This window comes from Methylorubrum sp. B1-46 (genome assembly GCF_021117295.1).
GTDB lineage: Bacteria > Pseudomonadota > Alphaproteobacteria > Rhizobiales > Beijerinckiaceae > Methylobacterium.
On record NZ_CP088247.1, the window covers coordinates 1,040,781 to 1,059,714 of the forward strand.

The window sequence follows — 18,934 nt, forward strand, 5'->3', positions numbered from 1 at the left end:
CGGCGACCTGCCGGCTCCGTCGCCGATTTGCGCCGTTAAGAGGCCAAGCCGTGGCAATCCAGGGCGCCGTTCCATCGGGAAATGATCGCACAGCCGGATCGCTGGCGCCGAGCCTCGCGATGACGGCGGATGGCAAGAGCGACGCGATGGACCGGACGCCGCCTTACAGACCGAGGCCGGGGATCGCCTGCGACAGCCAGGCGAAGGCGCCCATGAGGCTGGCGAACAGGGTGTAGACGAAGCCGATCGAGATCCCGACACCAACACCGCCGATCAGGAGGCCGATCAGGACGACGAACCCGTCACGCTCAACCAGTCCGAGGCCGATCAGCGAAACAGCGAGCCCGAGCGGGATCTGGCCGAAGAAGGGGGGCGCCACGATGAGCGCGAGGGCGAGGGCCAGGATCAGGACCCCCATGCCGCGCATGCCGACGGCCCCGTCGAACACGCTCAAGCGCGGGCGCGACCAGCGCTCCAGCCGGCGCAGGAGCGGCACCGCCCGGTTCACCGCCTTCTCCACCGTCGCGCGGGCGATCGATTGGTTGAGCAGCCGCCGCGGCAGCCACGGGGCCGACATCCCGGCGACGATCTGGATGGCGATGACGAGCAGGACCAATCCGCAGACCAGCGGGATCGGCGGCGGCATCGGCAGGCAGTTGGGCAAACCGAGCAGCACCACGAGCAGCGCGAAGGCGCGGTCCCGCAGCACGGCGACGATGTCGCCGACGGTCAGCCGCTCGCTCTCCTGGCTCGCAAGCATCGTGAGAACGTCGGAGGTGCGGGCAGCGGAGGACAAACCGGCTCGGCCGTTGATGGTTCGGTGAGCGCGGCTCTAGCCCAAGCCGGACCATCCGCCAAGCGCCATCGCCTCCGCACGCGTGCCTTGCCACACCGCACAAATCCGCTCTCAGGTTGTTTGGCAGGGCAGATACATCACTTGAAGGTGCTTCACACGACCAACTTATCTTAAGTTGTAAACTTTTGCTTAACTGATGCCGCGAATCGTGACAACCATTGGTTGCTTCACTGAATTCCGCGCGACCAACCATGTCGAAACGCGCCTCTCTCATCCCCGTCGACGATGACGATGCCTCCTCGTCGGCGGCCCGCGCGGCTCCCTGGCTCGCCCTCCTCACTCTCTGCGCCGGCCTCCTGTGCGCTCCGGCCAGAGCCGACGACGCGCCCCTGCGGGCCGTCCTGTTCGGCAGCATGGAGGCCGGCGCCTCGACCTTCTCCGCCAGTGGCGCGAAACTCGTCTTCGACCGCTTCGACCGGGATGGCCCCGTCGCACTGGTGACAGCGGGTGGAGGCGCCCGGCTGGAGGGCGGCGGCCGGGCGCCGACGATGGTGCGCTTCACCGCCCTCGGCGCGGCGCTCGCCGGCTATCAGTTCATCCGGGAATGGGGCGCGGTGACGGTGTTCGCCGGCCCGGAGGCGTCCTGGGAAACGGTGTCCGGCTCCGGCCTGGTACAGGTGCTCCCCCTGCGGGCGGGTCTGCGCCTGCACGGCGAAGTCTGGGCACGGCCGACCGAGACGACGCTGCTGACCGCGACCGCCATCCTCGGCTCGGCCCGCGGCGACGCCTATGCCCGGCTGTCCTGGGGCACGGCGCTGTTCGGCGCCTATCTCGGCCCGGAGGCCAGCGTCTACGGTGACCAGACCGATTACCGGAAATGGAGCCTCGGGCTGCACGTCACCGACTACGCGATAGGCGGCTACCGCTTCCGTCTCTCCGCCGGCGGTCAGCTTGAGACGCCGCTCAACCAGTGGAGCCCCTACGTCTCCCTCGCGATCTGGAACACGTTGTGAAACGGCTCAACCCTTGGTGCGCAGCGAGGAGCGCCCGCCATCGACGCCGATCACCTGCCCGGTGACGTAGCCCGCCTCCGGGCCGACGAGGAAGGCAGCGAGCGCGGCGACGTCCTCGGGCTCGCCGAGGCGTTGGAGCGCGTGCATCGAGGCAATGCCGGAGGCCAAAGTCGCGTTGCGGGTGATGGATTCGGCGAGCGGCGTGCGGGTCAGCGAGGGGGCAACCACGTTGACCCGGATCGCGGGCGCGAGTTCCGCCGCGAGCGAAAGGGCAAGCCCCTCGACTGCTCCCTTGGCCATGGCGACCGAGGCGTGGTGCGAGAATCCCTGCGCGGCGGCCACGGTGGAGAACAGGACCACGCCCGAACTCCTCTCCCCTGCACCGACCTTGAGCGCGGGCGCCGCCGCCTGCACCGCCAGGAAGGCGCCGAGGGCGTTGATGCGGAAATCCGCCTCGATGCGGGCCGGATCGAGCTTGGCGAGCGGCGCGAGCTGGATCGTACCGACCGCGTAGACGAGCCCGCCGAGGCGGTCGCCCGCCTCGTCCGCGACGCGCTGGAACAGTGCTGGATCGGTGGCGTCGCCCGCGGTGAAGCCGGTCTCGCCGAGGTCGGACGCCGCCTGCTCCAAGCGCCCGGCATCGCGCCCGACGAGGTGGAGCGCCACGCCCCGGGCGCGCAGGGCCCGTGCTGTGGCAAGGCCGATGCCGCCGGTCCCCCCGTAGATCACGACCCGTTCCATGAAGCCCCCTGCCGAGCGGACTTCGCGCGAAGATGCCGCGCATAGATGTCGCCCCCGCTCGAAATCCATTAGCTAAGGCGGGGCCGGTCGGCGTGGAGCCGGCCTCCGCCGCCGCAGACCCGCGCCGAACGTCGCAGGGCGGCCAGCCACGGGACCGAACCACCCATGAAATTCGCCTTCGCCGGCATCGACTTTCTCGGCGGCGTGTTCGACGGGCTGATCGAGGCCGGATGGACGCCGGTGAAGCTGTTCACCCGGCCTTGCGACGGCATCTACGATTTCAACGAGGTCGTGGTGGCGCAGGCCCGGCACCACCGCATTCCGATCCAGCTCTCGCGGCTCCTGCCCGACGACATCGAGCGGCTCGCCCAGGAGCACGGCCGCGATGTGGTCCTCGTCGTGGCCGGCTATCCCTGGCTCGTGCGGGGGTGGCACGGGCGGGTGCGCTACGCGCTGAACTTCCACCCCTCGCCACTGCCGACGGGGCGGGGCCCCTACCCGCTCTTCAAGGCGGTGCTCGATCGCTATGAGAGCTGGGGCGTCACCGCCCACGTGCTCGCCGAGCAGGGCTTCGACACCGGCGACATCCTGGCCCAGGACATCTTTCCCGTCGATGGCCACGAGACCCACGAGACGCTGCTCACCAAGTGCCAGATGGCGGCCCGCCGCCTCGTCCTCGGCCCGATCGGGAGGGATCTGGCCGAGCGCTGGCGCAAGGCGGAGCCGCAGGGGGATGGCTCCTACTGGCCGCGGGTGAACGATGCCGACCGCACCCTCGACTTCCGCAAGGACGTCGCTGAGGTGCTGCGGCGCGTGCGCGCCTTCGGCGCGATCGAGACCATCGCCCGGCTCGGCCCGTCGCGCGTCTTCGTGGCCGCCGCCGAGGGCTGGCAGGAGGCCCACCGCCACACTCCCGGCACGATCGTCCATCGCTACCGCCGCCAAGTCGTGGTGGCCGCCCGCGACGGCTACGTGCAGCTCACCCGCTGGAGCCCGGTGCCGCTCAACGAGGCCGGGCAGATCGGGCGCTCAAACTGATGCCGCCGATGCGCCGAAAGGGCGACCTCCCCCAAAAAATATGCGCCCATTGCGGTCGCCCGTTCGCGTGGCGCAAGAAGTGGGAGCGGGTCTGGGACGAGGTGCGCTACTGCTCCGACCGCTGCCGGGCGGAGGCGAAGTGCGCGGCGCGTCAGACCTGACCACCCTCATCCCCCAAGCCCCTCCGGCGTGTCGACATCGAAGATCACCGCCCGATCGGACGGCACTTCCAGCACGTCGCCGCGCCGTTTCAGGAGCGGCCCGGCGCCGCGGTCGCCGGTCAGCGCGGCGAGGTCGGCAGCGAGGCGGGAGAGGTCGAGCAGAACCGGGTTGCCGCGGCGCCCGCCGCTCACCGGCACCACCGCCGAGGGGCGCGGCTCGGCCGCCGCATAGGCCGCAATGAGCGCGTCGATATGAGCCGCCTCGATCCGCGGCATGTCGCCGAGCAGAACCACCGCCGCCTCGGTCTCCGGCGGCAGGGCGGCGAGCCCAAGGCGCAGCGAGGCCGAGAGGCCGGCGGCGGGCTCGAGGTTCTCGACCAGCGTCAGGTCGAGGCCGGCCAGCGCGGCCCTCACGGTCCCGGCATGGGCGCCCAGGACCGCCACGACAGGCCGCGCTGCCGAGGCCAGGGCGGCTTCAGCGGCGCGGCGCGCCATCGGCCGGCCGGCATAGGGCGCGAGCATCTTCGGCGCCGGCCCGAACCGGGAGCCGAGGCCGGCGGCGAGGATTACCGCGCCGATGCGCGGCTCAGGCACCGTCACCGCCCGATCGCGGCTGGCCGCGCAGCGGAATCTCGGTGAGCAGGCCACCGACGCCGAGGCGCACGATGTCGGCCCGCGTCACGGGAAGGCCCGCAAGCAGGCGGTGCAGGACGAAGTCGAAGCCGTTCTCCTTCGGCGAGCGGGCGCAGCCCGGCGCGCCGATCACCGGCACATCCCCGAGGGCGCCGAGCAGCAGCAGGTTGCCGGGATCGACCGGCATGCCGAACTGCTCGACCCGGCCGCCGGCGGCCTCCAGCCCCGCGGGGATCACGTCGCGCCGGTCGGCGATGGCCGAGGCGCCGAACACCACGACCAGCTCCGCCCCCTCCGCCACCGCAGCGGCCAAGGCACCCGCGACCGCGTCGGCCTCGTGCCGTACACGCGCCTCCGCAGCGATCCGCGCGCCCGTCGGCGCCAAGCGGTCGGCCAGCACGCGCAGGGTCTTGGTAACGGTGGCCGCCTTCAGGCCGAGCAGCAGCGTCGAGACCACGCCGACCCGCGCGACACGGTAGGGCGCGAGCCGCATCGGCGGCGCGGCGGAAGCCGTGAGCGCCCGCTCCAGCGGCGCGGCGGCGACCGCGTAGGGGATGATCTTGACGGTGGCCACCATCTCGCCCGCAGCCACCGGCCGGAAGGCCGGAAGGGTCGCGACCGTGATCGCCTCGTCCACGGCGTTGACGGCGTCGATGCGGGCGGGCTCGACCACGAAGACGCCCGCGGCCTCAGCGAACAGGTTGCAGCGCCCGGTGAACGGCGCCTCCACCCGCAAGCCCTCCCCCGCGAGATGGTGGGCAAGCCGGGCCGCTGCTGCATCCTCGCCGACATCGCCGGGATCGAGCCGCACCGCCAGGATCTCGGGAACCCCGGATTCGGCGAGACGCAGCGCCGCCTCGGGGGGAATCGGCCGGCCCTTCTTCAGGCTCGCGCCCTCGGCGCGCACGGTATGAGCCGCGATCAGCCCCGCGCTGTCGCGGGTCGCAACGGGTCCGAACTGCATGGTCTCAGCGCCCCGCCGCCGCGTCGCGGTCCGCTGTTCGACCCTTGCGCAGGATCGCGACGAGCTGAGCGAGGATCGACAGCGCGATCTCGGCCGGCGAGACCGCGCCGATATCGAGCCCGATCGGCGCGTGGATCCGGCCGATCGCCGCCTCGTCGAACCCCGCCTCCCTGAGGCGCTCCACGCGCTTCGCATGGGTCTTTCGCGATCCCAGCGCCCCGATATAGGCGCACTCCGCCCGCAGCGCCGTCATGAGCGCCGGGTCGTCGATCTTGGGGTCGTGCGTCAGGGCCGCCAAAGCCGTGTAGGCGTCGAGCGGCCCGATCTCGCGAAGCGCGGCGTCCGGCCATTCGGCGATGAGGCGCACGCCGGGAAACCGCTCCGGACTGGCGAAGGCGGTGCGCGGATCGATCACCGTGAGGTCGAGGCCGAGCTGGCTCGCGAGCGGCACCAGCGCCTGAGAGATGTGCACCGCGCCGACCACGACGAACCGCACCGGCGGCGCGTGGACGGCGACGAAGACGGAGCGCCCGTCGAGCCCCTCGCCGAGGCCGCTCCTGCCGCTGCGCAGGCGCTCGCGCAGCAGGGGCCCGAGCGGGTCGGCGTCGATCTCGGCGGCGCGCACGAGACGCTGGCTGCCATCCTCGGGATCGGTGACGATCAGGGCCGGGCGGCGCGCCGCGCGCTCCGCATTGAGGGCCGACAGGGTGTCGAGGCGCATGGTGGTCTCGGTCAAGAGATTCAGCAAATCGGGGATCGACGCGAAAGCCGGCGGAGCCCCGCGACCTTCGTCCAACTCAAGCCCTCGTCCTGAGGTGCCGCGAAGCGGCGTCGAAGGTTCTTCCAGGGACCGGGCGGGATCGGGAGGATCCTTCGAGGCCTCCGCGTCGCGCCGGCACCTCAGGATGAGGGCGTGGAGGGGAAGATCACCGGGCTCGGCTCAATCGATGCGTTCGACGAAGACGCGGATGCGGCCGCCGCAGGAGAGCCCGGCCCGCCACGCGGTCTCGTCGGCGACACCGAATTCCAAGGTGCGGGGGCGCCCGTCCTCGATCACGTCGAGCGCCTCGGTGATGACCTCGCCCTCGACGCAGCCACCGGAGACCGAGCCGAGAAAGCGGCTGTCGCCGTCGATGACGAGGTGGCTGCCGACCGGGCGGGGCGCCGAGCCCCAGGTCTCGATCACGGTGGCGAGCGCGACCGCGCGCCCCTCCCGCCGCCAGCCCTCGGCGGCGCGCAGGATATCGTCCTCGGTGGAGAGCATGGGCTTCCCGTCCTGAATAGCGCGGTTCCGCCGCCCCCGACCGTCCCGTCACGGGAGAGGTAGGCGTGCGAGGCAGGGATGCCAACCGTTTCCGCAATGCGGCTAACGGAGGCGCTTGCCAGCCAGAAAGGCGGACCTCATCAAGGTCCGGCGATTTTTCGGCAACCGGACGAGGGCGTGGTGTGACGAAGCGGAGCGCGTGGGCAATCCTTCTCACCGTCGCGCTCGCGGGCCCCCTCGCGGCCGCCGAGCCGCTGAAGATCGGGCTCGCCGTCCCCCTGAGCGGGCCCGATGCCGGGTTCGGCCAGGGGGCGCGGCTCGGCGCCGAGCAGGCGGTGGCCGAGATCAACCGCGCGGGCGGGGTGGTGGGCCGAAAGCTTCAGCTCGTGGTGCAGGACGATGCCGCCGATCCGAAACAGGCGGCGGCGATCGCCCGTCGCTTTGCGGGAAGCGGCGTGCGCTTCGTCATCGGCCCGCTCACCTCGGGGGCGAGCGCGGCGGCGAGCCAAGTCTACGAGGAGACCGGCATCCTCTCGGTGACGCCCGGTGCGACCTGGGCCCCGCTGACCCGCCGCGGCGCCGGCCTGCTGTTCCGGCTCTCGGGTAGCGACGCGCAGCAGGGCGCGCTCGGCGGGGCGCTTCTCGCCGAGCGGTTCCGCGGCAAGCCGGTCGCTATCGTCCACGACAAGACCAGCTTCGGCCGCGGTCTCGCCGACGAGGCCGCCCGTGCCCTCAAGGCTCGCGGTGGGGGGGAACGCTTGTTCGAGGGCGTTTCCCGCGACGACCGCGAGTCCGCCGCGCTCGTCGCCAAGCTGCGGGCGCTCGGGATCGAGGCGATCTATTTCGGCGGCCTGGCGGCGCCGGCTGCAAGCCTGATCCGGGCCATGCGCGAGGCCGGCCTGACGACAACCATGATCGGCAGCGACGGCCTGCTCGACAAGGACTTTGCGCAAGCTCCCGGCGCCGAGGGCACGCTGATGACAGTCCCGGCCGCGCCGCCCCGCCTGCCCGAACCGAGGGGCACGAAGACGCCGCGGGGGCCCGAGGCCGACCTGTTCGCCAGCCCGGCCTACGCGGCGGTGGAGGTGATGCGGCAAGGCATCGAGGGCGCACGCTCGACCGAGCCGGCCAAGGTTGCGGCCACCTTGCGTGGCGGCGCCCCGCTCCGAACCGTTCTCGGCGAGGTGGCGTTCGATGCGGGCGGCGATCTCGTGAAGCCGCCCTTCATCGTCACGGCGTGGCGCCGGCTCCCCGACGGGCGGCTCGACTTTGCCGGCAATGAAAGCTCGCCATAGGGGTGTCACGCGGCGGTTTGCGCCGGAAAATCCCGCCTGCGGTCGAGCTTAGGCGGTCATTCCGCGGCGGATATTCTTGCACAAACCGCCTCAGACGCTTAAGTCGCAGGCTTGGTGCCCTTCGCGAAACGCCCGTCGTGCCGCTTGCTCGGCCGAAGGGGGGACTCCCCGATCCGGGAGTTTCGCGAAAGGCGCCCGACGCCCGGCATCGCTGACGCCTCTCGTCCCGAGCGGATCGGACCCGCAGCGCCGCGCGTTTCGCACAATAGACCGATTTTGGATTTGCCGGAGCGCCCTGTGCAGGCAGCCCGGCCGGAGACAGGTGCATGGCGAAAGAGGAATTGATGCAGTTCGACGGCTTGGTCGTCGAGATCCTGCCGGACGCGCGCTACCGGGTGCAGCTCGACCAAGGCCACGAAATCGTCGCCTACACGGCCGGCAAGATGAAGAAGAACCGCATCAAGACCCTGGCCGGCGACCGCGTCACCGTCGAGATGTCCCCCTACGACCTCGAAAAGGGTCGCCTCGTGTTCCGCCACAAGGACGAGCGTTCCGGTCCGCGTCCGCCCCAGCGCGGCGGTCAGCAGTTCCGCCGCCGCTAAGAGCGGCGGACAGCCCTTCGTTTTTTGATCGAGCCTGCTAAGAACCTATCTCGCTAGGCGCTGAGGCTCGGCGCCCTAGTTTGTCGGGATGACCGAGCCTCGCAAGCGCCGCCCGAGCAAGCCGTCAGTTCTGGACGACGGCTATCGCCTGCCCGACGATCTGTGGGCGCGGATGGAGCGCTTGCTGCCTCCACGTCCGCCTCATCCTCTGGGCTGTCACAACCCGCGGACGCCCGATCGCAAGGCGATGGACGCGATCCTGTTCGTGCTGCGCACCGGATGCCAGTGGAACGCCCTGACCGCCACCGGGATCTGCACCTCTTCCTCGGCCCATCGCCGGTTCCAGGAGTGGACGCAGGCCGGGGTGTTCGAGGCGTTCTGGCGGGAGGGCCTGCTGGCCTACGACGATCTGGTCGGGATCGACTGGACGTGGTTGTCGCTGGATGCAGCCATGGGCAAGGCGCCCCTGGGTGGGGGAAAAAACCGGCCCCAACCCGACCGACCGCGGCAAGCGCGGGGTCAAGCGCTCGGTGCTCACTGACGGACGCGGCGTCCCGATCAGCGTCGTCATCGCGGGCGCCAACGTCAACGACCATCTTCTCATGGGTGAGACCTTGGACGCCGTACCCGTCGCCCGGCCCAAACCGACCAGACGCTCGCCCCTGCACCTGTGCCTCGACAAGGGATACGACTACGCCACCTCCCGGACCTTGGTCGAGGAGCGCGGCTTCACCCTCCACCTGCGCCGCCGAGGCGAGGAGATCCACGCCAAACGCCACCGCGGGGCCAAGGCGCGCAGATGGGTCGTCGAGCGCGCCCACGCTTGGCTCAACCGCTTCCGTGGCATCCTCATCCGCTGGCCCAAAAAGCCCCGGAACTACCGAGCCCTCGTCCACTTCGCCTGCGGGATCATCGCCGCTCAACAAACCCTACCGGAATAGGTTCTAAGCGGCGCCCCATAGGGCACCGCCCAAAACTCCCAAAAATTACTTCCCGAACCGCTCGAACTTCGGGAAGCTGCGGGTCATCAGCGTGCCGGCATCGGAGCGGTGGCCCATCCACTTCTCCAGCATCGCGCTTTGAGCGAGCCGCGCCTGGCCCGAGCCGTCGCGCCAGGGCAAGCCCTCCGCCAGGGTGAAGACGCAGGCATCCGCGAGCTGGCTCTGGCGGCAGCGCTGCAGGCGCACGCCCTTGCCGCGACCGAGTTCCGTCACCTCGGAGGCCGGGAAGACCAGCATCAGCTTGTCGGAGGAGCAGACGGCGATGTGGTCGCCCTCGGCCGGCACCAGCAGCACCGCGCTCGCCCCCTCGTCGAGGCCGAGGATCGCCTTGCCCTTGCGGGTGTTGGCGACCAGTGCGTCGGACGGCGCGATGAAGCCGCGCCCGTCCGAGCCGGCGATCAGCAGCTTGCTCTCGGGCTTGTAGGGCAGAGCGGCCACGATCTCGGTGCCGTCGTCGAGATCGACCATCAGCCGCACCGGATCGCCAAAGCCGCGCCCGCCGGGCAGCTTCGAGGCTTCGAGGGTGAAGACCTTGCCGTTCGAGGCGAGCAGCAGGATCTTTGCCGTGGTCTCGCTGAGGAAGGAGACCTTCAGGGTGTCGTCGCCCTTGAAGGCCACACCCGACAGCTCGGTCACGTGCCCCTTGAGCGCGCGGATCCAGCCCTTCTCGGACAGGATGACGGTGATCGGCTCGCGCTCGACCATGGCGGCGGTGAAGTCGATGCCGGCGGTGTCCGGCGGGTTTTCCAGGGTGGTGCGCCGCTTTCCGAGTTTCGTCTCCGGCCCGAACGTCTTCTTCACCGCGCGGATCTGCTTAGTGATCTCCGTCCACTGGAGCTTCTCGGAGCCGAGCAGCGCCTCGATCCCCTCCTTCTCCTTGGTGAGTTCCTCGAACTCGCGCTTCAGCTCCATCTCCTCGAGCTTCCGGAGCGAGCGCAGGCGCGTGTCGAGGATGGCGTTGGCCTGGACCTCGGTGAGTTCGAACCGGGCCATCAGGGAAGCCTTCGGGTCGTCCTCCTCGCGGATGATGCGGATCACCTCGTCGAGGTCGAGATAGACGATGAGTAGGCCGCCGAGGATTTCGAGGCGCCGTTCGATCTGGCCGAGGCGGTAGCTCGAGCGGCGCTGCAGCACGACGCGGCGGTGATCGACCCATTCGCGCAGGCACTCGGCGAGCCCGATGACGCGGGGGACGACCCCGCCGACCAGCACGTTGAGATTGAGCGGGACCCGCGCCTCCAATTCCGAGAGCCGGAACAGCGATTCCATCAGCATCACCGGATCGACCGAGCGCGAGCGCGGCTCCAGCACGACACGCACGTCCTCGGCCGACTCGTCGCGCACGTCGGCGAGCAGCGGCAGCTTCTTCTCCTGGAGCAGGTCGGCGAGCTTCTCGATGAGGCGGGCCTTCGGCACGCCGTAGGGGATCTCGGTGACGACGATGTTCCAGGTACCGCGCCCCTGCTCCTCCTTGGCCCAGCGGGCGCGGACGCGAAAACCGCCGCGGCCGGTGCGGTAGGCCTCGCGGATGGTCTCGGGCGTATCGATCAGGATGCCGCCGGTCGGAAAGTCCGGTCCCTGCACGAAGGTGCAGAGCTGCTCGGACGTCGCCTCGCGGTTCTGGATCAGGTAGAGCGCCGCGTCGCAGAGTTCGGCGGCGTTGTGCGGCGGGATCGAGGTCGCCATGCCGACCGCGATGCCCTGGCTGCCGTTGGCGAGAAGGTTCGGGAAGGCCGCCGGCAGGACGACGGGCTCCTCCTTCTCGCCGTTGTAGGAGGGGCGGAAATCGACCGTGTCCTCGTCGATCCCGTCGAGCAGCAGCCGGGCGACCTCGGTCAGCCGCGCCTCGGTGTAGCGGTAGGCCGCCGGTCCGTCGCCGTCGATATTGCCGAAATTGCCCTGGCCATCGACCAGGGGGTAGCGCTGGGCAAAATCCTGGGAGAGGCGCACCAGCGCGTCGTAGATCGCCTGATCGCCGTGGGGGTGGAAGTCACCCATCACGTCGCCGACGATCTTCGCGCACTTCTTGAAAGCCGAGGTCGGGTCGAGCCGCAGCAGGCGCATGCCGTAGAGGATGCGCCGGTGCACGGGCTTGAGGCCGTCGCGGGCATCGGGCAGCGCGCGCTGCATGATCGTGGAGAGCGCATAGGCATAGTAGCGCTCCTCCAGCGCCGTCTTCAGCTCGACGCTCTCGATGCCATCGCTCGGCGGCGGCAGGACGGGCTGGCCCATCACTCACTCCACATCGTCAGTTCACTCCGGGCGCCGACCCTGCGTCGGCGTCCGCCACCGTTCTCCGTCTTGACGGGTCACGGTGCCTCTCGAAACGCACCAGAACATAACACGAACACGGTCAACTCTGGCCAGTGCCGAGTGCGACGAATCGTGCGCGTTCCTGCGGCGTGTCTTGCGCCCGTGGGCGCCAGACATGCTGATCGAGGAAATACCCCGTCAAGGTAAACCCCTCCCGAACGTCGCCGGCGTCGGGCGTGCGCCAGCCGCTGCCGGGCTGGTCGCGGTCGCGCAGGAAGGGTGGCAGCGCCAGCAGGCGATCGCGAAACGGCTCGCCAGCCGAGGCGCTGACCGCGCGCCCGCTCTTCGGGGACACGTAGACCAGGGCGTCGTTGGCGCCTGTGGCCGCGCAGTGGGAGAGGTCGAGACCGAAGCCGAGCCCCGCAAGCAGCGCCAGTTCGAACCGCACCATCAGCGCGGGCGCGATCTCGGGATCGTCGAGATGGCCGATCAGCACCTGTGCCGCCGCGTAGAGGTCCGGATGCGGGTCGCGCTCAGGGAGAAGCCGCAGCAGCGCCGAGAGATGCGCGACACCGTAGAGCGCCAACCCCGAATCCATCAGCCGCGAGGCGTTCATGTTCAGCGGCTCGACGGCGTAGGAGCCGAGCGCCCCGTCGAGCCGCGCCCGCCACGTGGCGCGCAGCGTGTTGCCGGGCTGAAGCATCGGCTGCATCCGCCGCGAGCGGCCGCCATGAACGAGCCCGAGATGGCGTCCGTGCTCCGGCGTCATCAGTTCGAGCACGATCCCGGTCTCGCCGTGCTTGCGCAGGCCGATCACGAGGCCATCGTCGGTCCATTGCATGGAAGAGAGATAGTCATTCCGAGGCCGGAACGGGACTGCTTTGCACGCCGAAATCGGGGTGCGATGGCGAATCCATTTCCCGCCCTGATCGAAACCGCTAAGCTTTTCCCGCAATGGGAGATTCGGCGATGGTCGGGCGGCGCGGCGGGGTGGTGCTGGCGATGGTCCTCACGGTTGGCGGCTGCACCGCGGCCGCCGCCCCGCCTTCGCCCTCCGCCTCCACCGGCACCCTCCGCGAGCGGATCGCGGCTTTGGCCTTGCGTCAGGTCGCCTTCGGCTCGGTCTCGCTGATTCCGGTGCGGTTCGCGCACAGCCGCATCGCCGGCCCGTTCGAGGATGGCGGCCGCCAACTCACCTGCGTCTCGACCCGGATGAGCGGCCGCACCTTCGGCAAGCCGGAGCGACCGAAGCTCGTGGTGCGGGAGGAGGCCGGCGCCCTCACCGTCCTGCGCGACGAGGAGGAAGTCTGCGAGGGGCACCGCAGCGAGCCGTTTCCGGAGCTGGATTCGCCGGGGGGTTGAGCGCCTGGCTGCCTGAAGCGCTTGGAAAACGCCTCGCTCCTCATGCCGAGGTGCCGAGCGAAAGCTCGGCCTCGAAGCCCCCCGGAACGGCCGCTCCCACGGAACGGGTGCCGTTGAAACGGGGCGGCGTGCTTCGAGGCTGCTGGCGTATCTCCTCAGCATGAGGATTGTTGGAGACGCCAGTCCAGTTCGGTCAAACAGGCCGCGACACCGGGGTTGCGCACGCGCACGCAAAAATGGTCCCTTCCGGCCTGATGGCTTCCCGCCCCCTGTCGCTCTCCCTCGACCTCATCGCCCGTGCCCATCCCGACACCGTTCCCGACGATCCGAACGCGTTGACGCTGCTCCCGGACGACGACCTCGCGCCCGAACTCGAAGCGATGCTGGCGCGGCGGGCCTCGTCTGAGGGCGGACTTTGGGTGTTCGCCTACGGCTCGCTGCTGTGGAGCCCGGAATTCGCCTTTACCGAGCAGCGGCTCGGCCTCCTGCGGGGCTGGCACCGCCGCTTCTGCCTGCTGCAGCGGCGGTTTCGCGGCACGCCGGAGAAGCCGGGCTTCGTGCTCGGGCTCGACCGGGGTGGGACCTGCCGCGGCGTCGCCTTCCGCCTGGACGAGACCGATCCGCACGCGACCCTGATGCCGGTCTGGCGGCGGGAGATGAAGGGCAAGGGCTACGAGGGGCGCTGGGTCAAGGTAGAGACCGCGGCCGGGCCGGTCACGGCGCTGACCTTCATGGTGAACCGTAGAAGCGACCGCTACGCCGGGCGCCTCTCCGACGAAGAGATCGCGGACAGGATCGCGGCGGCTTGCGGACATCTGGGCCCGAGTGCCGAATATCTGTTCCGCACCGTGGAGGCTTGCGGCCGGCTCGGCATCCACGATCGGCACCTGTGGTCTCTCCAGGCGCTCGTGGCCGAGCGCCTGCGGGACGGGCGCACCGCCCGCGGGTAGGTCTCCGTCATCGCGAGGCGAGGCCGAAGCGATCCAGGGCGCCGCCCGATCCGGCACGGTCGCGTCCTGGACGGCTTCGCGCCGCTCGCCGTGACGGCGAGACGGACTACTGCCCGTCGATCCGGGCGCCGAGGAGCGCGATGGCGCGCTGGTAGACGCCGGCCGCGTTCCAGCCCTGGATCGCGGCGAAGTTCGGCTCGCCGGGCTGGTAGCCCGCGCCGCGCTGCCAGCCGTGTCCCTTGAGAAAGTTCGCCGTGGAGTTCAGCGCGACCGGGGCGCTGTCGAGGCTGCCGCCGACGCCGTAGGTCAGGACGTTCTTCGGCAGGAACTGGGTGTGACCGACCTCGCCGTGGGCCGCGCCGCGGGTCGAGGGCGTCAGCACGCCGCTGTCGACGAGCTTAAGCGCGGCGTAGAGCTGATCGGTGAAGAAGGCCGAGCGGCGGCAATCGTAGGCCAGTGTCGCGACCGCCGAGAGGGTGTTGACGTTGCCCTTCACAGCGCCGAAGCCGGTCTCCATGCCCCAGATCGCCAGGAGCGGGCCCGGCGGCACGCCGTAGCGCTGCTCGATCGAGGCGAAGAGCGCCGCGTTCTGCGCCTTCAGGGCGCGCCCGCGCGAGACGATGGTGTTGCCGCCGCGCTTGGCCAGGAACTGATCGAGCGAGAGCTTGAAGCTCTTCTGGCCGCGATCGGCCGAGATGGTGGCGGTGGAGTAGGAGGTGTTGGCGAGTGCTGCGAGCGCCGCCGGGCTCGCCCGGCCCTTGGCCTCGGCGATGAACTCGTCCTTCCAGGCCTCGAAGCCGGCGGCATTGTTGCCGCACTGCGCCGCCTGCGCCGTGCCGGCGAGCCCCATCAGGGCGGCCACCGCCACCATTCTCAAACCGTGTCCGGTCATCCCACACTCCATCAGGCAGCGGCCTGCTCGGCGCCGCGGCAATCGCAGGGCTTCAGCCGCTCCGCGGAGCCGAGCGCGTTCCACTCAGGGGAATGCACGCCCGGTCTCCGACTTGGCCGAACCATACCTTGGCAGAATCACCGAGCTGTGGCGGCGGTGAGGCACGAAGGGAAGTGTCACACCCCTATTTGGCGGACGAGATCGGTTTGGTTACCGGAGTGTTGGGCCGGCCGCGGCCTCAGTTCACCTCGACCTGCACCACGCCCGGCACGGCGCGCAGCGCGCCCGCGACCTGCGGGGTGGCCTGATAACGGTCCTTCAGGCGGACTTCGACCTCGCGCTCGCCGCCGTCGAGGATCAGGATCAGCGAGACCTCGCCCTCGCCGCGCAGGGTCAGGCGCTGCTGGACCGAACTCAAGGCGCGGTCGTCGCGCAGGAAGATGCGCATGCCCTTCTGGTGGCGGGCGGCGGCCTGATCGAGGGGCTCGGCGGTGGTGATGCGGGCGCGCACGTCCTCGCCCTCGAGGTTCGCCTGGATCGTCAGCACCAGCGGTCGGCCGGGCTCGAGGATGTCGCGGTACTGGTTCAGCCCCTCGGAGAAGATGATCGCCTCGAAGTGGCCGGTCTGGTCCGAGAGGATGACGATGCCGAGCTTGTTGCCGCTCTTGGTGCGCCGTTCCGAACGGTCGAGCACCGAGGCGGCGATCCGCCCGACACTGGCCGTGCCCGCCCGCACCGCCCGGCAGAAATCGGCCCAGGACTGAACCCGCAGCTTCTGGAGGATCGGCCCGTACTCGTCGAGCGGATGGCCCGAGAGGAAGAAGCCGATGGCGTCGCACTCGCGCTTGAGCTTGTCGGTGTGGGTCCAGAACTCGTGCGGCGGAATACGAAGCGCCACGTCGGCGGAAGCGACGCCGCCGAACATGTCGGTGATGCCGGAGGTCTCGGCCTCGGCCGCGCCTTGGGCCATCTTCATCATCGGCTCGACCGCGGCCCAGGCCCGTGCCCGGTCCGGCTCGATGCAGTCGAGCGCACCGGCCGCGATCAGGTTCTCCAGCGTGCGCTTGTTGACGTGGCGCGGGTTGAGACGCCGGGCGAAGCAGGCGAGATCCTTGAACGGCTTGTCGCCGCGGGCTTGGACGATCGACTCCACCGCCGCGCGGCCGACGCCCTTGATCGCGGCGAGCGCGTAGAGGATGCGGCCCTCCTTCACATCGAAGACCACGCCCGAGGTGTTCACCGAAGGCGGCTCGACAGTGATCTTGAGGCGCTGCGCGTCCTGGCGGAATTCGGCGAGCTTGTCGGTGTTGTCGATATCGAGCGTCATGGCCGCGGCCAGGAACTCGACCGGATGGTTCGCCTTGAGATAGGCGGTCTGGTAGGTCACGAGCGCGTAGGCCGCGGCGTGCGACTTGTTGAAGCCGTAATCGGCGAACTTCGCCAAGAGGTCGAAGATCTCGTTGGCCTTCGCCTGAGGGATTCCGCTTTCCAGGCAGCCCTTCACGAAGCGGTCGCGCTGAGCGTCCATCTCCGCCTTAATCTTCTTGCCCATGGCGCGCCGCAGCATGTCGGCCTCGCCCAGCGTGTAGCCGGCCAGAACCTTCGCGACCTCCATCACCTGCTCTTGGTAGACGATGATCCCGAAGGTCTCCCGCAGGATCGGCTCCAGCATCGGGTGCGGATACCAGCTCGCCTCGTTGCCGGCGTCGCGCCCGAGCTTGCGCTCGCAATAGACCGGGATGTTGGCCATCGGGCCCGGCCGGTAGAGCGCCACCAGCGCGATGATGTCCTCCAAGCGGTCGGCCTGCATCTCGCACAGCGCCTTGCGCATGCCGGCGGATTCCACCTGGAACACCGCCACCGTCTCGCCGCGCCCCATCGGCTCGTAGGTTTTCGGGTCGTCGAGCGGGATTTGAGCCAAATCCACCTCGATGCCGCGCTGCTTCAGCAAGTCGGTGCAGCACCGCAGCATGGTGAGGGTCTTGAGGCCCAGGAAGTCGAATTTGACGAGGCCGGCCTGCTCGACCCACTTCATGTTGAACTGGGTCACCCGCATGCCCGTCTTCGGGTCTCGATAGAGCGGCACCAGTTCCTCGAGGGGCCGGTCGCCGATCACCACGCCGGCGGCGTGGGTGGAGGCGTGGCGGTGCAGGCCCTCCAGTTTCTTCGAGATCTCGATGAGGCGGGCGACGATCGGCTCTTCCTCGATCGCCTGCTGCAGCTTGGGCTCGCCCTCGATGGCTTGCGCCAGGGTCACGGGGTTGGCCGGGTTCTGCGGCACGAGCTTGGTCAGCTTGTCGACCTGCCCGTACGGCATCTCCAGCACGCGGCCGACGTCGCGCAGCACGCCGCGGGCCAGTAGCGTACCGAAGGTGATGATCTGCCCGACCTGCCGCTCGCCGTAGCGCTGCTGCACGTAGCGGATCACGCGCTCGCGGCCCTCGACGCAGAAATCGATGTCGAAGTCCGGCATCGAGACGCGCTCGGGGTTGAGGAAGCGCTCGAACAGCAGGCCGAAGCGGAGCGGATCGAGATCGGTGATGAGGAGCGACCACGCCACCAGCGAGCCCGCGCCGGAGCCGCGGCCGGGTCCCACGGGGATGTCGTGGTCCTTGGCCCACTTGATGAAGTCGGAGACGATCAGGAAGTAGCCCGGGAACTTCATCTTGACGATGACGTCGAGCTCGAACTTCAGCCGCGCGCGGTAATCCTCTTCCGTGAAACCCGGCGCGGTGCCGTGCTGCTTCAGGCGTAAGCCCAGCCCGGCCTCGGCCTGGCGGCACAGCTCGGTCGGCTCGTCGGCGGCCACCGCCTGGACCGGGGCGTCGGCCGCTTCGGCCAGCACCTCGGCCATGGGCGGAGCCTCGCCCGCGGCGACGCTGGCGAAGTTCGGCAGGATCGGCTTGCGGGTGCGCGCCCGGACGGCGCAGCGCATGGCGATCTCGACGGAGGCCGCGAGCGCGTCCGGCAGATCGCGGAACAGCTCCATCATCGCGGCGCGTGTGGTGAAGGCGTGCCGCGGCGTCAGCCGGCGGCGGCGCTCGTCGGAGACGAGGCGGCCGTCCGCGATGGCGAGCAGGGCGTCGTGGGCGTCGTAATCGCCGGGCTTGGCGAAGAACGGCTCGTTGGTGGCGACGATGCCGAGGCCGTTGCCGTCGGCGAGCCGCAGCAGCTCACGCTCGACGGCTGGGCCGTCGTCGAGGCCGTGGCGCTGGATCTCGACGTAGAGGCGCTCCTCGCCGAACGCCGCCTTCAGCACCTCCAAGCGACGCGCCGCCTGATCGGCGCGGCCGGCGCGCAAGGCGGTGTCGAGCGGGCCCGTGAGCCCGCCGGTCAGGCCGATCAGCCCGTCGACATTGCCCTCGAGCGCCGAGACGGCGAGGTTGGGAGCGGCGCCGAGCGGACCGTCGAAATGGGCGCGGCTGCCGAGCCGCAGCAGGTTGCCGTAACCGGTCTCGTCCTGAGCGAGCAGCACGATGTTGGCGCAGCCGGCCTGCGGCATCCGCGCCATCGGGTCGGGCGCCTCGAAGCAGACCGTGAGCTGGAGGCCGGCGATCGGCTGGATGCCGGTGCCGGCGGCCTTCTCCGAGAATTCCAGCGCGCCGAACAGGTTGTTGGTGTCGGTGAGCGCCAGCGCGGGCTGCCGGTCGGCGGCCGCCGCCTTGACGAGGTCAGCGACCTTCACGCCCCCTTCGAGCAGCGAGTAGGAGGAATGGACGTGGAGGTGGACGAAGCCGACTTCTTTGAGCGTGCGCGCCATCGGGATCTTTTTGCTCGGCCTCACGGGGCCGGCCAGGATCCCGATTCAGGGTCACGGAGTCGATGCGCTTCGGTGCATGGGCCACGGATATCCACCGCCCGTGCCCCGGCCGCATCAGCTCGGGCGGTCGATTTCCCGCTTTCGGCCAACAGGCTCCGCTTTCCTGTGCATCGCCCGCCGCCGCCGGGAACGAAACAGGATCGCTTAAC

General features: G+C 69.9%; 18 protein-coding genes. 8 read left to right on the forward strand and 10 right to left on the reverse strand.

Annotated elements, in window-relative coordinates; all coding sequences use genetic code 11:
- Positions 1-163: 163 nt before the first annotated feature.
- Entirely contained in the window at positions 164-760 is a 597-nt protein-coding gene (locus LPC10_RS05080) for an exopolysaccharide biosynthesis protein (protein WP_108938978.1), read from the reverse strand.
- Positions 761-1,047: 287 nt separating this feature from the next.
- On the opposite strand from LPC10_RS05080, the gene bcsS reads away from it, so the two are divergent.
- The gene (gene bcsS / locus LPC10_RS05085) at positions 1,048-1,809 is read left to right on the forward strand and encodes a cellulose biosynthesis protein BcsS (protein ID WP_231345739.1); all 762 of its coding nucleotides are present in this window, start codon (positions 1,048-1,050) and stop codon (positions 1,807-1,809) included.
- 6 nt (positions 1,810-1,815) lie between these two features.
- On the opposite strand, the gene LPC10_RS05090 is transcribed toward bcsS, so the two are convergent.
- On the reverse strand, positions 1,816-2,550 hold the full coding sequence (locus LPC10_RS05090) for an SDR family NAD(P)-dependent oxidoreductase (protein WP_231345740.1): 735 nt from the start codon (positions 2,548-2,550) through the stop codon (positions 1,816-1,818).
- Positions 2,551-2,715: 165 nt separating this feature from the next.
- Between LPC10_RS05090 and LPC10_RS05095 the strand changes: the two genes are divergently transcribed.
- Positions 2,716-3,588 carry a methionyl-tRNA formyltransferase gene (locus tag LPC10_RS05095; protein WP_231345741.1) on the forward strand — a complete coding sequence of 291 codons (873 nt, stop codon included), beginning with the start codon at positions 2,716-2,718 and terminating at the stop codon, positions 3,586-3,588.
- The gene (locus LPC10_RS05100) at positions 3,588-3,749 is read left to right on the forward strand and encodes a DUF2256 domain-containing protein (RefSeq protein WP_231345742.1); all 162 of its coding nucleotides are present in this window, start codon (positions 3,588-3,590) and stop codon (positions 3,747-3,749) included. The genes LPC10_RS05095 and LPC10_RS05100 overlap by 1 nt, the downstream gene beginning before the upstream one ends.
- A gap of 6 nt (positions 3,750-3,755) precedes the next feature.
- On the opposite strand, the gene LPC10_RS05105 is transcribed toward LPC10_RS05100, so the two are convergent.
- From LPC10_RS05105 to LPC10_RS05120, 4 genes are all read right to left on the reverse strand, one after another.
- Positions 3,756-4,349: an NTP transferase domain-containing protein gene (locus tag LPC10_RS05105; RefSeq protein ID WP_231345743.1), complete on the reverse strand. Its 594-nt coding sequence runs from the start codon at positions 4,347-4,349 to the stop codon at positions 3,756-3,758.
- The gene (locus LPC10_RS05110) at positions 4,336-5,346 is read right to left on the reverse strand and encodes a molybdopterin-binding protein (protein ID WP_231345744.1); all 1,011 of its coding nucleotides are present in this window, start codon (positions 5,344-5,346) and stop codon (positions 4,336-4,338) included. The genes LPC10_RS05105 and LPC10_RS05110 overlap by 14 nt, the downstream gene beginning before the upstream one ends.
- A gap of 4 nt (positions 5,347-5,350) precedes the next feature.
- Positions 5,351-6,067, reverse strand: a complete 717-nt coding sequence (locus tag LPC10_RS05115; protein ID WP_231346969.1) for an XdhC family protein — start codon at positions 6,065-6,067, stop codon at positions 5,351-5,353.
- A gap of 219 nt (positions 6,068-6,286) precedes the next feature.
- Complete coding sequence (locus tag LPC10_RS05120) at positions 6,287-6,610, reverse strand: XdhC family protein (protein WP_012452917.1); 324 nt, start codon at positions 6,608-6,610, stop codon at positions 6,287-6,289.
- A 182-nt stretch (positions 6,611-6,792) separates the two neighbouring features.
- On the opposite strand from LPC10_RS05120, the gene LPC10_RS05125 reads away from it, so the two are divergent.
- From LPC10_RS05125 to LPC10_RS05135, 3 genes are all read left to right on the forward strand, one after another.
- Positions 6,793-7,905 carry a branched-chain amino acid ABC transporter substrate-binding protein gene (locus LPC10_RS05125; RefSeq protein WP_231345745.1) on the forward strand — a complete coding sequence of 371 codons (1,113 nt, stop codon included), beginning with the start codon at positions 6,793-6,795 and terminating at the stop codon, positions 7,903-7,905.
- 326 nt (positions 7,906-8,231) lie between these two features.
- Complete coding sequence (gene infA / locus LPC10_RS05130; protein WP_003600463.1) at positions 8,232-8,507, forward strand: translation initiation factor IF-1; 276 nt, start codon at positions 8,232-8,234, stop codon at positions 8,505-8,507.
- 172 nt (positions 8,508-8,679) lie between these two features.
- Positions 8,680-9,448 (forward strand): IS5 family transposase gene (locus LPC10_RS05135; protein ID WP_231346938.1). Its coding sequence is split into 2 segments (ribosomal slippage): positions 8,680-8,976 and positions 8,978-9,448, totalling 768 coding nucleotides; the frame shifts between segments, so codons are not numbered across the junction.
- A gap of 45 nt (positions 9,449-9,493) precedes the next feature.
- Here the strand turns inward: LPC10_RS05135 and parC are convergent.
- Positions 9,494-11,740: a DNA topoisomerase IV subunit A gene (gene parC, locus LPC10_RS05140; RefSeq protein ID WP_231345746.1), complete on the reverse strand. Its 2,247-nt coding sequence runs from the start codon at positions 11,738-11,740 to the stop codon at positions 9,494-9,496.
- 121 nt (positions 11,741-11,861) lie between these two features.
- Complete coding sequence (recO, locus tag LPC10_RS05145) at positions 11,862-12,602, reverse strand: DNA repair protein RecO (RefSeq protein WP_231345747.1); 741 nt, start codon at positions 12,600-12,602, stop codon at positions 11,862-11,864.
- Between the two features lie 128 nt (positions 12,603-12,730).
- On the opposite strand from recO, the gene LPC10_RS05150 reads away from it, so the two are divergent.
- Positions 12,731-13,123 carry a hypothetical protein gene (locus LPC10_RS05150; RefSeq protein ID WP_231345748.1) on the forward strand — a complete coding sequence of 131 codons (393 nt, stop codon included), beginning with the start codon at positions 12,731-12,733 and terminating at the stop codon, positions 13,121-13,123.
- A gap of 254 nt (positions 13,124-13,377) precedes the next feature.
- On the forward strand, positions 13,378-14,073 hold the full coding sequence (locus tag LPC10_RS05155; RefSeq protein WP_231345749.1) for a gamma-glutamylcyclotransferase: 696 nt from the start codon (positions 13,378-13,380) through the stop codon (positions 14,071-14,073).
- Between the two features lie 106 nt (positions 14,074-14,179).
- On the opposite strand, the gene LPC10_RS05160 is transcribed toward LPC10_RS05155, so the two are convergent.
- Entirely contained in the window at positions 14,180-14,965 is a 786-nt protein-coding gene (locus LPC10_RS05160; RefSeq protein ID WP_231345750.1) for a lytic transglycosylase domain-containing protein, read from the reverse strand.
- Between the two features lie 238 nt (positions 14,966-15,203).
- The gene (gene dnaE / locus LPC10_RS05165; RefSeq protein WP_231345751.1) at positions 15,204-18,725 is read right to left on the reverse strand and encodes a DNA polymerase III subunit alpha; all 3,522 of its coding nucleotides are present in this window, start codon (positions 18,723-18,725) and stop codon (positions 15,204-15,206) included.
- Between the last annotated feature and the right edge of the window lie 209 nt (positions 18,726-18,934).